Annotated in this window: 12 protein-coding genes; 3 read left to right on the plus strand and 9 right to left on the minus strand. The window is 44.0% G+C overall.

What is annotated here, in order from left to right; genetic code table 11:
* Position 1: 1 nt before the first annotated feature.
* Together AC1DFM_RS25110 and AC1DFM_RS25115 are read right to left on the minus strand one after the other, a co-directional pair.
* Positions 2-1390: a cytochrome ubiquinol oxidase subunit I gene (locus AC1DFM_RS25110; protein WP_477079523.1), complete on the minus strand. Its 1389-nt coding sequence runs from the start codon at positions 1388-1390 to the stop codon at positions 2-4.
* 217 nt (positions 1391-1607) lie between these two features.
* Positions 1608-2618 (minus strand): zinc-dependent alcohol dehydrogenase family protein, encoded by a 1011-nt coding sequence (locus tag AC1DFM_RS25115; protein ID WP_477079524.1) that lies wholly within the window; start codon positions 2616-2618, stop codon positions 1608-1610.
* A 123-nt stretch (positions 2619-2741) separates the two neighbouring features.
* Between AC1DFM_RS25115 and AC1DFM_RS25120 the strand changes: the two genes are divergently transcribed.
* Positions 2742-3128, plus strand: coding sequence for a winged helix-turn-helix transcriptional regulator (locus AC1DFM_RS25120; RefSeq protein ID WP_477079525.1), 387 nt, complete (start codon positions 2742-2744; stop codon positions 3126-3128).
* Positions 3129-3167: 39 nt separating this feature from the next.
* Positions 3168-3587: a hypothetical protein gene (locus AC1DFM_RS25125; protein ID WP_477079526.1), complete on the plus strand. Its 420-nt coding sequence runs from the start codon at positions 3168-3170 to the stop codon at positions 3585-3587.
* Positions 3588-3643: 56 nt separating this feature from the next.
* Here the strand turns inward: AC1DFM_RS25125 and AC1DFM_RS25130 are convergent, their stop codons facing one another.
* The 4 genes from AC1DFM_RS25130 to AC1DFM_RS25145 form a co-directional block, all read right to left on the minus strand.
* Entirely contained in the window at positions 3644-7033 is a 3390-nt protein-coding gene (locus AC1DFM_RS25130; RefSeq protein ID WP_477079527.1) for an ATP-binding protein, read from the minus strand.
* On the minus strand, positions 7014-7604 hold the full coding sequence (locus AC1DFM_RS25135; protein WP_477079528.1) for a DUF4194 domain-containing protein: 591 nt from the start codon (positions 7602-7604) through the stop codon (positions 7014-7016). The genes AC1DFM_RS25130 and AC1DFM_RS25135 overlap by 20 nt, the downstream gene beginning before the upstream one ends.
* Positions 7605-7608: 4 nt before the next feature.
* The gene (locus AC1DFM_RS25140) at positions 7609-9072 is read right to left on the minus strand and encodes a DUF3375 domain-containing protein (RefSeq protein ID WP_477079529.1); all 1464 of its coding nucleotides are present in this window, start codon (positions 9070-9072) and stop codon (positions 7609-7611) included.
* 176 nt (positions 9073-9248) lie between these two features.
* Complete coding sequence (locus tag AC1DFM_RS25145) at positions 9249-10157, minus strand: bestrophin family protein (protein WP_477079530.1); 909 nt, start codon at positions 10155-10157, stop codon at positions 9249-9251.
* Between the two features lie 242 nt (positions 10158-10399).
* On the opposite strand from AC1DFM_RS25145, the gene AC1DFM_RS25150 reads away from it, so the two are divergent.
* Positions 10400-11017, plus strand: coding sequence for a redoxin domain-containing protein (locus AC1DFM_RS25150; RefSeq protein WP_477079531.1), 618 nt, complete (start codon positions 10400-10402; stop codon positions 11015-11017).
* Between the two features lie 3 nt (positions 11018-11020).
* Here the strand turns inward: AC1DFM_RS25150 and AC1DFM_RS25155 are convergent, their stop codons facing one another.
* The 3 genes from AC1DFM_RS25155 to AC1DFM_RS25165 all read right to left on the minus strand — a co-directional run bounded on the left by AC1DFM_RS25155 (position 11021) and on the right by AC1DFM_RS25165 (position 12944).
* The gene (locus AC1DFM_RS25155; RefSeq protein ID WP_477079532.1) at positions 11021-11266 is read right to left on the minus strand and encodes a hypothetical protein; all 246 of its coding nucleotides are present in this window, start codon (positions 11264-11266) and stop codon (positions 11021-11023) included.
* Between the two features lie 27 nt (positions 11267-11293).
* On the minus strand, positions 11294-11893 hold the full coding sequence (locus AC1DFM_RS25160; protein ID WP_477079533.1) for a methyltransferase domain-containing protein: 600 nt from the start codon (positions 11891-11893) through the stop codon (positions 11294-11296).
* Positions 11894-12059: 166 nt separating this feature from the next.
* Complete coding sequence (locus AC1DFM_RS25165; protein WP_477079534.1) at positions 12060-12944, minus strand: AraC family transcriptional regulator; 885 nt, start codon at positions 12942-12944, stop codon at positions 12060-12062.
* Positions 12945-13125 lie beyond the last annotated feature (181 nt).

Consider the following 13125-nt stretch of genomic DNA (forward strand, 5'->3'; position numbering starts at 1 on the left):
GCTATGATTTAGGATGGTAAGTAAGGTTGTCGTGGTAGTAGCCGTCGAACTCTGTTTCAGCATTCTCTGAAATGTCTGGCCCATGCTGTATTTTCCGTGTCARCAGGTACATGAACAGTGTGAATAATAACAGATACACCAGCGTAAATAATATCAGGGAGAACATTACCTGGTCTGCCGTCACTTTTCGCGACAATGCATCTGAGGTACGTAATAGTTTATACACTACCCAAGGCTGTCGTCCTACCTCTGCGGCATACCAGCCCACCTGGTTGGCTATTTGGGGCAATACCACGGCCCAGGCGAAGATGATCATCAGCCAGCGTTGGTTAAACAATTTCTTTCTCCATAAAAGAAACACGGCTAATAAGGTTAATCCAATCAGTATCATGCCAATAGAAATCATGAGATGATACATTTGGAAAACAAAGTTGACGGCGCCGGGTCTGTCTTCTTTAGGCGTAGCCCGCAATCCCTCTACGGGTGCTGAAAAGCTGCCATGTGTCAGAAAAGAAAGGCCACCAGGAATTTTTATACCCGTTGTTTTTTCGTTTTTATTATCCACCCACCCTACCAGGTACATCGGCGCTACGGCGGAGCTATCATAGTGGCCTTCCATGGCCGCTAATTTAGCAGGTTGGTATTTGCTGACGTAATGTGCAGAACGATGCCCGGTGAAAAGTTGCATCAAAGCAGCGATCACGGCCACTCCCAGGCCCACTTTAAACATGGCCTGCGCGTGTTTTACAAAACGTTGTTTTATTATATACCAGGCCCCCACACTCATCACCAGGAAAGCGCCCGCGAGGAAGGAACCTATAATAACATGAGAGAAGCGATCTACAGAAGAAGGGTTAAACACCATTTCCCAGAAATCAGTGACTACCGCACGGGCCTTTAAATCATGGCCTTCAATGCGGAATCCGGCGGGTGTTTGCTGCCAGGAGTTGGCAATAACAATCCACAACGCAGAAAAAATAGAACCCAATGCTACCATGCAGGTAGAAAAAAAGTGAACGCCTTTGTTCACACGGTTCCAGCCAAATAATAATACCCCCAGGAAAGCAGACTCCATGGCAAAAGCAAAGATCCCTTCTGCTGCCAGGGCGCTGCCGAAAATATCTCCCACATAATGCGAGTAGGTAGCCCAGTTGGTGCCAAATTCAAATTCCATTACAATACCCGTGGCTACACCAATCCCGAAGATTAATGCAAATATTTTGATCCAAAACCGGGTGATATCCTTGTATAATGCAAGACCTGTTTTGAGGTACAGCCCTTCCATAATAACGAGACAGAGTCCCAATCCTATACTCAGGGGAGGATAGATATAGTGAAAGGCAATGGTGAAGGCAAACTGTATCCTGGATAGAATTTCTACGGAAGGCATAATCTATAATTATTGATGCAAAGGTAGTTGGTGAAGATATCCATGAAACTGATGTTTGTCATGTATTGATAAAAATATAATGTTATCAATCCCCCAAACAAGGAAATTAACCTGTTTTATCGCCTTGTTTTCACTATCTTGAAACAATAATTTTAGTGTAATGGTTTACTTGATATAACGTCCTGCCGTAGTGCAGGACGTTTATATGTATAGTTGTTTAGTTCATTTCCACCACAATCTTACCAAAATAACCACTGCTACCCATATGGCGAAACGCTTCCTGTACCTTATCTACAGGGAATACGCTGTCGATAACCGGATGAATGTCATTTACTTCTATTGCGGTCACCAATTGTTGGAAACTCTCCAAACTACCTACAGAATATCCCTGTAAGCGGATGTAATTACCTACAATGGTAAACAGGTCCAGCGGTAATTGTGCGCCTGCAATGAATCCTACCAATCCCACAAAGCCATTCATGCCAACTGATTTCACCGAATTAACAATAGTGGCGGAGCCGGCAATATCCAGTGTAGCATGCACGCCAGCGCCATTTGTGAGGCGTTTTACTTCTTCGTGCCAGTCGGGGTATTGTTTATAATCGATGACTTCATGCGCCCCCAGGGCTTGTAGCTTTTTTAACTTTTCCGGGCTGCTGCTGGTCGCAATCACCTTTGCGCCTGCTGCCAGGGCCAATTGCAGGGCAAACAGGGATACACCGCCGGTACCTTGGGTAAGCACCGTTTGTCCGGGTTGAATGCCTGCGTAGCCCATGAGGCCTGTCCATGCAGTAACGCCGGCAACGGGTAACGTGGCCGCCTCTACGCTGCTGAGGTTCGCCGGCGTGCGTACTAACGCATATTCAGGAATCGCTGCATATTCCGCCAGCATACCGGGAGTGCTTACCCCTGTTCTGATATGATTGGTTTCCGGAGTGGCATTCCCATTTTGCCAAAGCCGGTTATATTGTACCGTTACCCGGTCGCCCACTTTCCATTTGCTTACTTTATCACCGATAGCGGCTACTACACCAGCGCCATCAGAAGTAGGGATACGGGGTAAAGGCAGCGTTTTGCTATAAACACCAGTAGCTAATGCTACATCGAGATAGTTGAGGCCAGCGGCTTCTATTTTAACCAACACTTCATTTGGTGCAGGAGTGGGTTTCGGGAGTTCTGTGATTTGTAAACTTTCCAGTCCGAAGGCTATTTGTTGTACTGCTTTCATAAGAATAATTTTTCTGACACAAAATTGCACGCTAACTTCATATCAGACAAGTATGCACCATTTGGTAAGGTCGTTACCATTTGGGTACTATAGCTGATAATCAATGCCAAAAAAATTGAAAAAATGGAAAAAAATAATCATCCAGATACCATTTGTGCAGTAGATTATGCTTTTCAGCGAATTGGTGGTAAGCATAAAGGACGTGTTATATATCATCTTGGAACAGGCTTGAAGCGATATGGAGAATTACGCCGACTCATCACYGGTGTTACCGCAAAAATGCTCACGCAGGTATTAAGGGAATTGGAAGAAGATGAGCTGGTGAGTCGTCACGTATACCTGGAAGTACCACCGCGGGTGGAGTACCAATTAACCGCTACTGGTAAAGAATTATTGCCGTTCATTAAGTTGTTGAGTAACTGGGGGCGCAGACAAATGGGAATGGAGCCGTTTTATGAGTTGGAGGTGAGTGAAACACAGATGGATAAAAAGATGGTCATATCTCAGTAGTAACCCTGCACCATTACTGAAATCATTATCAGCGTCTAAATGAAAAAGAGTACCATCGCCCTCCTTATTTGTGTTTGTTTTTATGCCTGTAAAACAGGAAAAGTAAACATGACAACAAGCGCCCGAAGTTATATTACTGCCTGTGCAGACTCCATAAACCTTATGACCAGTGCTCCTGATGTAACGCTTCCTTTTTTCATCACCTGTCCTTGTTTAGATTACGAAAAGAAATATTGGTGGGACATTCATCATCCATTGTTAATAAGAAAGGCAATTATAGATGGTGTAAAGAATGTTCAGGCCATTGAGTATATCTTAAACTACGGGGATAAGCGTATTTCTGAAAAATGTGATAGACAACCTGATTTTGGTAAAGGCTTAACTTATTATAAGGTGGAGTTGCTGGATAAATCATTTGCGGATTTGCTAAAGGAGAGACTGCAGCAACTGAAGCATTAGGATAATAAAAAAGGCGCCTTTTATCATAAGGCGCCTTTTTTATTAATCATTTTCTCTTACGACAATGTTGCCATCGCCTCAAATTCTTTCTTTCTATCTCTATACTCTTCCATCGTAAAATTATACACTACGGAATCACGTTTGTTCTTATTCGCCACAAAATGACAAGCATGAATATACGGTTCTGCGATATTCAGCTTATCCAGCGGCGTTACTACCAACAGCTGTAAATTCAGCTGTCCGCAGTACTCCATCAGGTAGTGGCTTTTTTCAGGGTCCAGTTTGCTGAAAGCCTCATCCACGGTGATAAAGCGCAAACTGCGGTGTTGCCTGTTGGCTTCATTGATGCCAAATTGATACGCAATAGCCGCACCGAGGATGGTGTAGGTAAATTGTGCTTTTTCACCACCGGAAAGACTGGCAGTATCTTCATAATATTTGAAGGCTTTGTTATCGGCGATGTAGAATTCTTTTGCGCCGAAATCGAGCCAGTTACGTACATCGGTTACTTTACGGCGCCACGCTTCGTTTTGCTGTAGTTCATCGATGAGTACTTTAATATTTTCGAACAGCTGATCACCGTAGGCTTCGTCTTTTTCCATGTGATATTTGTAGGAATCAGGTACGGCGCCGCTGAGTTTTTCTTTGAAGTTGCGTATCTCCACATCCTTTACATGGCGGCATTCCAGCTGCAGATAAGTATCCGGATTTTTGTTGAAGGTAATGTTACGCAGTGGTTCATTAAGATCATCCATTACCTCGCGGATGAGATCTTCCTGTCCGTATATCCATGCCCGGTAGTTGGTGATGGCATTGAGCATACTGGTATCCATGTATTTGCGGAACCGTTCTTTATGTTCAATGAGGCGTTGGAATTTGATACGTTCATACAGGGAGGTAAATTCTTCCAGGTATTTTACGTGTGGTTGCAGGTCGGTCACATCACCGAGCCAGTCGGGATAGGTATCATGAATGGCTTTGGGTGGCATTACGAAAGCAGATAGCTGGCGTGTTATTTCCGCTTCTTTTTCGGCCGATTGGCGCATGGCATCCTGCATGGTGGCTTTCATGTTGTCGTCGGCGCGTTTGCGGTACGAAGCCAGTTCAGTAGCTGTTTCTGCGGGTTCCGTGAGGGAGAGGTCTGTCAGGTATTCCAACACGTATTGGAGGGAGATATCATCGAGTTTATTCACCTTCAGCTGATTGAAGTGGCGCAGCTTTTCGGCGGCTTTATCGTCCAGTCGTCCTTTTTCCTGCAAGGCTCTTTCTTTCTCTTTTTCTTTGGCGTGGAGTTGTGCGGTGATGTCGTCGAGTTGATCGCATATCACCTGGTATTTATCGCTGGTTTGCAGCAGCTGTGATTTTTCACGCGCAAAGGATTCGATAACGCCGGCATGTGACTGCCAGCTGATTTCGCCGTAGTTGCGGAGCGAAAGGAAAGCATTCAACAGCGCATTGATGGAAGTAACGGCTTTACGGCTGTTTTCCAGTTGCTCAATGCTGTGTTGTAATGTAGCGATATTGTTATTGCATTCGTCCTGTTCGTCTTTTAACAGGCGTAATTTGTTTTTGTTATTCCATCCCAGTACATAGTTGTTTTGCTGGGAACGATTTGGGCGGTCATCTTTTTCGTGACGTGTAGCCTGCCGCGTTAGTCCGTTAGAAGTAACGGCTTTGCGGGAGCGGTTGAATACCGCCATGTCATCGGTACAGGTATAGTCGAATTGATCGAGCAGCTGATTTTGCAGCCATTCTTTGAAGACGGTGCCGGGCTTGATATCTATTTTTTGCAGCAGGCTTTCTTTTTCGGAAGGCATGCGCAGCATAGTATAGCTTTCGTTTTCTACTTTGTGGTATACGAGACGAGTTTGCAGGTTATTGGAATTGATATACCGGTTGATATCCATGATATATTCTTCCGGTACCAGGAGGCGCAGACCGAAGTTGTGCAATACTTTTTCGATGGCATTTTCCCAATGCAGTTCTGCTTCTTTTACTTTGATCAGTTCACCGGCAAACGGGAGGTCATCTTCCTGTACGTCCAACATATCTGCCAGTTGTTGGCGGATGCGGATCAGTTCATATGGAATATTATTTTTCCGGTTCAGGAAGGAGTCTATTTCTTCTTCCAGGCGGGAAGCCTGTGCTCTTTCGGCATTCAGGCTGCCTTTATGGTGAAATATTTCTTCCTGTAAGGTTTCCAGTTGTTTATCGTGGCCGCCTTTCAGTTGTTCTGCGCCGGTAATATTTTCATGGAATTGTTGCTCATCGGGATTGGGTGCGAGTTCCAGCCGGTCGGCCAGCATGTTATATTCTTCCATCTTATTACGTTTGGCTTCGAGGGCCTTTTGTTCGTAGTGGATGGATTTTTCAATAGAGCGGAGTTGTTCGTCAACGCTGTTATTGGCCTTCTGGGCAATCAGTTCATCTTTGCGCAGGTTCAGTGATTGCAGATGTTCGTTGATACCGGTGAGGGTACTGGTGGTCACCTGTTGCTCTTTCTGCAATACTTCCAGGTCTTTTTCGAGGATATCTTTTTCCTGTTTGTTGAACCAGGCAGGCAGTATATCCTGTAGCATCTGCAGTTCGCGGTTGCGGTCCTGTAGCTCCTGCCAGGTGGTTTTATTTTCGATGATAGGGCCCAGCATTTTCAGTTGGGTTTCATCTTTTTGAATAGCGCGATGGCTGGATAGCAGGCTGTCGTAGTTTTCGCGTAGTTTGATGAACTCTGCTTCTGCATCTGTTTCTTCCAGCATCTGGCTACGGATGAAGGTATTGAGATCGCCGAGTACTTTGATACCAACGGTTTGGTTAAAGAGAGACAGGGCTTTTTCACTTCTCAATCCAAAGATGTTGCTAAACAGCGCTGCGTATTCTTTAAAGCTATCGGTGATTTCCGTTTTCGGAAATTCGAGGCGTAATCTTTTTTTCCAGTCTCCTTTCACATCAAATTTACCTGCGCCGAAGTGGTCGTTGATATTGAGTTTATGGGGAGAAACGATGAATTGTCTTTTCAGTTCGCCGGAATGCCATCGTACCTGTGCGAGGGTAATCTGGTGCATGGTGGCCGCATTATAGAAGTATGCCAGCAGTACGGAGTACGGATTGTTTTCTTTGTGCCGGAGTTGTTCTGTTTTTGACTGAAGGGAATCTTCTGAGAATGTTTTTCCATAGTATCCCCAGAAGTAAGATTCTTCGCCACGATCTTTTCGTTGTTCTGTACCGGACGATTGGTTATAGAAACGTTTACCGGCGGGCACGAGTAGTGTCAGCAGGGCATCGATGAGCGTGGTTTTGCCGCTACCATTGGCCCCTGTGAGCAGGGAGGTGTTGCCATTGGTATTGAGCCGGTATATTTTATTGTGAAAGGTGCCCCAGTTGTATATTTCGAGATATTGCAGCCGGAATCCACTTTCTTTTGAATCGCTATTGAACAGGGTGGACATGCAGTTTTAATTTTGATTTGATTTCTTCCAGTTTCTCATTATTCACCAGTGCTTTGATAATTCTTTTTACCTCGTATTGATGCAGTTCTTTGTTGGCCGCATCTTCACGGGTAACTTTCAGCACGCCTACGTTTAGCAGACTGTTGATGGGTTTGTTGAGATCTTTCAGCAGTTTGGATTTGTTGTGCCGCTCTTTGAAGAAGAGTGCGAGTCTTTCTTTGATTTCTCTTTGGGTCATAAAAAGACGGGTACCATTGCCTTGAATATCGAATTCATCGAGGGCTTCCCGGAGCACAATGCAAAGCAGGGTGGCTTCGTAAGTAAGCCTGGTTTTGCGCATGAGACGGGGCAATGGTTTATCGTTGGTTTCTTCTGCGTCTGGCTGTACGATGCGGGCAAAGCCATCGCCTTCGTTGATCACGAGCTGCAGCCCTGTTTGCTGCAGGTATTTGCTCAATTCTGTTTGCCATCCGAGCAGGTCTTTCCAATATGATTTATCTTCTTCGTATACAGGTCCTTGCATGAGTTTTAGAAACACGTGTGCAAAGGGTGATATATTTTTCTCGGCCATGTTTTTAGTTTTGTGAATTTGTGAACAGCACCATGGGCATATTGATGGTGCGGCTACCTAACATTACCGGGTCTGGTGTTTCCAGGATAATGTGGTGTGCCGACTGGCTGGCGATGGAAAAGTAGGTGATCAGTTCTGTGAGTCCTTTTTCGGCGCCATAGATGTCTACCAGTTCTTTCAGGCTAACCTGCTTTTTATGCTGTAACTGTGTAGAGATGCGGTCTTCCAGCAGGGCACGGTCTATATTAAAATGGTTAAATAGTGCATTGAGGTCGTCGGGGTCAAATTCCGTGCCGCCTACGCCGTCCGGGAATTCTACTTCCAGGTTCGGCTTTTTCTCTTCCGCCATTTCCCAGCGGTCGAGCAGATCTATTTCGGCATCGCTTTCAATATCGATGAAAAATTCTTCTCCGGGTGGATTATCGAGTGCCTGGAAAGCCAGTTGACGGATATCGTTGATGAGTTCCAGGGCTTTTCTGCGGTCGGTGAGATTGTTTTCACTGAGTACGCGGCTGAGTTTATCGCTCAGTTTTTTGTTGGCATCAATTACTTTCTTTCCGGAGGCATGGAGGAATTGTTTCAGCTTTTTGAGGAAGCGATCGTTTTTGTATTCGATGTTCCGGTCTTCCAGCAGGGAGTAGAGCTTTTCTATGAGCTCGCGCATTTCTTCCTGTTTGTTTTCATCCATGAGGAATTGCCAGAAGGAATAAAAGCTTTTACCCTGATCTTTTTGGCGCAGGGCTTCGAAGGAATCGAGGGTATAAGCCAGCAGGGCGCCTTTGGCAACGTCCCTTTCGCTTTGTTTGCGGTATATTTCCTGGGTGATTTGTTCGAAGTTTTGTTCTACTTCTTTGAAATCGCTGAGGAGTTCGCGCGACATGCGATTCACGTCGTAAAATCTTTCCTTTATCTGTGTGTCATCAAACACCTGTACTTTACCGGTGATGGTGATGGCTTTTATTTCCTGTTCTATTTCATATTTCTTTTTCTCCAGCTCTTGTATACGTTGTTCAGGGTCTTTATTACTCTGATCGATCAGCTCTTTGAGTTTGGAGAAAATATCTTTGAAGCGGCTTTCTGTTCCCACAAATTCGCGTTTCTGCAGGGTGGATACCCAGTGCATTACTTTTTCCATGTCGCTGCTCAGTTCATGGATATCCTGGCCATCGTCATCGGGGTATTTGCGGAGGAAGCCTTTGTTGCTCCATTGTTCAATATACTTCCTGGCTTTTTCATCGTCATTTTCCAGCAGGCTGCTAGCGTCTATTTCGTCATCGGTGGTCCGGTAGCCGGTTATGCCGATATAGTCTGATAAACGCGTTACCAGTTCCACATTGGAAATGGTGGTATGGTTTTTTTCCTTGAATGTGTAATGAAAAAATGACAGCATCATTGGCGCGCTACGTGCCCGGAGTATCTTGAGTGTTACTGACTGGGCATATAGATTACATAATTGGTCATACGTCATAAACGTAAAAATAAGGAATTACAGCGGATTTTGTCTGTGTACAGGATTAGACTGATTAGACTGATTTTGTTGTTTTGTAGATTTTAGAAGATAGAAAGAAGATTTGTTATCTATCTGCAAAAAATTTAATCAGTATAATCAGTCTAATCCTGTACACAGACAAAATCCGCGGGGCTTTACATGATATAGAGCCCATCGAGCCGTGGTTGTACTGGTGCGGGCACTGGTTCATCTCCCAATAGTTCTATCAGATTGATTTCTATTGTGCGGGAGATATTATCGAGTGGAATGGCCAGGGGCTGCAGTTCAAAAGGATTCATGAGGGTGGTTCCGTTCAGGTGGGTGATGTGGAAAACAAATCCAAACATCCATCCGAAGGGAATGGCCCATACACCAATTGATTCTGTCATCATCAGGGTATTCATGATCACATAAAACCAGATGAACACCTGGGTAAAGTATAGGTAGCTGGGAGGGAATACGGTATTTTTTATTCTTTCCGATTGTCCCATGGAGTCGCAATGTCTGATCAGGAGTTGGTTGAGTTCTATAAATTTAAATCCGTCAATCACGCCGGTATCCCTTAGTTGTTGCAGGTCGCGGGATTGCATGTTGAGGAGGGCGTTGGGGATATTACTTTGTTTTTGTACGTCTGCAATTTCTTCCTGGGTGAGGTAGCGGGTATAGTATTCATCCGGACGCTTGCGCAGATTAGCTTTGAGGGCGGAAATGAAAGCCAGGTGGCGGTAAATGAGGTGACGTACGATGGCCTGGGTGGTGGGATCGCCGGGAGCGGCGGCATAATACAGCAGGCCACGGCCCCAGGAGCGGGAATCGTTTACCAGTGCGCCCCATATTTTGCGGGCCTCCCACCAGCGATCGTAGGCCTGGTTGTTATTGAAACCTACAAAGAAGGCAATGGCGGTACCCAATACAGCGGATACGGCAACTGGTATGGATACATGTGAGGCCAGCCAGTATTTATCTAAAAAATATACAAGGGTACAACATGCCAGTAGCATAAGATCTACTTTCCAGGTGTAGGAAAAGATCTGGCTAAGCGAAAGACGATGTTTCAGCAGCATATATCCGGATATTTTAGGGCGTACTTATTTTTGGGAAAACGGTCCTGTTTTGAAATTAAATAAAAAAAATGGGAATATTATCTTCCTAAAAATCAATTATTTATATTTTAATTTCCTAATAGTCTATAGGAATAGTAGGGTAATTAAAATATTCTCCCTATATTTGTTTCACAATAGCAAAAACACCAACACCAAACCTATAACAGCGGCCATTTTATCAGCCATTAAAAAAAAGCTTTATTATGTCGTCACTATACAGATATGCAGACTACCTGCCTACCCCGGTTCCAGAAAACTTCCCCAGCCCGATCAAAGTTCGGGAGAAAATTAATCCTTTAAACAAGGGTCACTATTTCCCTGAATTTTTGTTGGAAGAATCGCGGATTATTAACAGCGGTCCTTTATTGGCGGATACTGATCAGCTCATCTCTTTGCATCAGCTGACGGCACAGCCGCTGGTAGTGGTATTTTATTCGTGGCATTGGAATGGCTATGCGGATCGCTTAATAGCGCAGCTGCAGGAAAGCTATCCGGCCATTGAAGCCGCCGGCGCACGTTTGCTGGTAGTGTCCAGTGAAGACAAGAAACTTTTTACTTCCGTGAATCCTGGAAATATTCCGTTTGATGTAGTGCATGACGCACAACACCGTATTGCCAGAAAAGCTGGTATATACAGAGAATCAGACCCTATCTGGGGCCGTGTATCTGGTGTAAATGCAGATGTACCCGTGCCTGGCGTGTATTTGGTGACACCTTCACTGGAAATCAGTTATGCCTTTGTGGATCTGTATTTACAGGAATCATTTTCACCGGAAACGCTGGTAGCTGCTATTGATAAAAAGCTGGCTATCAGTGCCTGAAAATCAGGCAGGTTCCATCATGGTGCGTTTACGGATGCACATCAGCGTATAGCGATAGTTGCTCCATTGTAAACTGTTACACTCCAGTGGTGATAAATTTTCTATTTTTTCCTGAAGGGAAGTGAGGAGATCTTTAGGTAAAGATGTGTATTCTTTTTCAACAGTTGCAAGTATTTCGTCCGCCTGCATGTAATCCTTCGCCGCGCTGAGTTGTGCGATTATCAATAATGCCTGTTCGTCTGTTGTCATGGTATTAATTTTTCGATAGTATGAAGCCTATCTTCTGATCCACATTTTGAGCATTAAATCCATAGAAGTATCCACCAGCTGATAACAGGGTGGCACCTCATCTTCAAGACTGTGAAAGGTTACCAGTCTTGTGCCGCTGGCACATTTATCCAATTGCTTGAATAAGTGGCGGCTATAAAAATTATATAAACTTGTTGATTGTTCTACGGCAGCATCTATCTGATCCTGGTCTACCAGGTTTTCGAAGAAAGAATTATAGAAGTAAAAACCATCATAAGCAGATAAATCCAACTCCGTAAAATTGCCATGGATAAAGTGGGTATTGCGTGACTGCATTACTTCTTTTGCTTCCATTGCCTGCTGATACAATGATTCTCTCTGTTCTACACCGAAGAAAGTAGATTCCGGGTAAAACCTGGCGCCTACCAGGCAAAACTTCCCTACTCCGCTACCAATATCCAGTATTTTTTTACCGGGCTCATTGGCTAAAAAACGGGCAGCTGTTTTAGCTATGCTAATCGGCGTCCAGTGGCGTCTTGATAATTGTTGTATCTTCTCTGGATACAACCAGTCAAAAGCGGCATCGTTTACGTAGTTCCCGGGCTTTAGTAATGTCGAAGTTTGCATGAAGCCGCAAAGGTACGACTTTTTTAATAGTTAGCCAGAAGCCAGCAGCTTGTTTTATTCAATATAAATGTTAGGGTAGATGTATTGTTTTTTTTGTCTATTTAATAATTGTATAATAAACAGGGAAGACATCTAAAGCATACGTATTAAAAATAATAGTAATTAATTATATAAAGGTCCGGGTACCGGAAGAAGTATAGGCCAACCTGAACTCCTTGGGCGTACAATCTTTTTTCTTTTTGAAGATGCGGTTGAAATTGGAGATATTATTAAAACCGCATTTATAAGCGATTTCATTGACCGTATGTGTGGTCTCAATTAGCAAACGGGAAGCATGCCCCAATCTGATTTCTATCAGCGTATCCACAAAGGTTTTTCCAATCTTGGCTTTGAAAAATCGACTGAAAGCCACTTCCGTCATCGCCGCTAACTTCGCCGCTTCACCCAGTGAAATATTTTTATCAAAATTMGCATTCAGGTAAGTCATGATTTTTTCCACACGGCGACTGTTGTAAGAAAACGTTTCCGTATTGCCAAACGTGGAATCAGAAAGCAATCGCATATTACGGCTGGTAGACAAATCGTGTAATATCGACATCAATTCAAGCACAGAATCAAACCCTTGTTGCTGCGGTAACCTAACTAATCGCGGCATAATTTGCTGCGTAGTTTCTGTTGAGAAAAGAATGCCCCGCAACGAACGCTCAAACATATTTTTAATGAAGTTCATCTGGTTGCGTTGCAGAAATTTTTCGTCGAATAAATCGCGGTGAAATTGAATCGTGATTTCTTTGATAGTACCACCGGCATGTTTATTTGTAAACCAGCCATGTTGCAGGTTCGGCCCTACCAGCACCAGTTCCAGCTCCCCAATTTCTTCTATGTGGTCGCCAATAATCCGCTTGGCACCCTGGGCATGTTGAATAAAATTCAATTCAAATTCATCGTGATAATGCAATGGGAAATCAAACTCTTTCTTCTCCCGGGAAAATAAAGTGAAGCAATCACTCTGGGTCAACGGGGTAATCTCTCTTAATAACTTACTTTTCATAATAACGTGGTTTTATACTAACGGAAACGGTACTACGTGGAATGTAATGTACTGACCAATATCTTCTTGTAAGCACTGATACTGCTAAAAAAGCATCATAAAAATAAGCGTATCAGGTGTAAAATAAAATTTTTAATTATTTTTATAATAATCACTGTATTGTGGCTTATTAGCAGTATAC

Source organism: Chitinophaga sp. 05T412, from assembly GCF_056396465.1.

Bases quoted from the DNA above. Each gene is read 5' to 3' on its own strand.
- AC1DFM_RS25115 (WP_477079524.1), bottom strand. From the start codon at position 2,618: ATGAAAGCAGTACAACAAATAGCCTTCGGACTGGAAAGTTTACAAATC.
- AC1DFM_RS25145 (WP_477079530.1), bottom strand. From the start codon at position 10,157: ATGCTGCTGAAACATCGTCTTTCGCTTAGCCAGATCTTTTCCTACACC.
- AC1DFM_RS25160 (WP_477079533.1), bottom strand. From the start codon at position 11,893: ATGCAAACTTCGACATTACTAAAGCCCGGGAACTACGTAAACGATGCC.
- AC1DFM_RS25125 (WP_477079526.1), top strand. From the start codon at position 3,168: ATGAAAAAGAGTACCATCGCCCTCCTTATTTGTGTTTGTTTTTATGCC.
- AC1DFM_RS25155 (WP_477079532.1), bottom strand. From the start codon at position 11,266: ATGACAACAGACGAACAGGCATTATTGATAATCGCACAACTCAGCGCG.
- AC1DFM_RS25135 (WP_477079528.1), bottom strand. From the start codon at position 7,604: ATGGCCGAGAAAAATATATCACCCTTTGCACACGTGTTTCTAAAACTC.
- AC1DFM_RS25140 (WP_477079529.1), bottom strand. From the start codon at position 9,072: ATGACGTATGACCAATTATGTAATCTATATGCCCAGTCAGTAACACTC.
- AC1DFM_RS25150 (WP_477079531.1), top strand. From the start codon at position 10,400: ATGTCGTCACTATACAGATATGCAGACTACCTGCCTACCCCGGTTCCA.
- AC1DFM_RS25130 (WP_477079527.1), bottom strand. From the start codon at position 7,033: ATGTCCACCCTGTTCAATAGCGATTCAAAAGAAAGTGGATTCCGGCTG.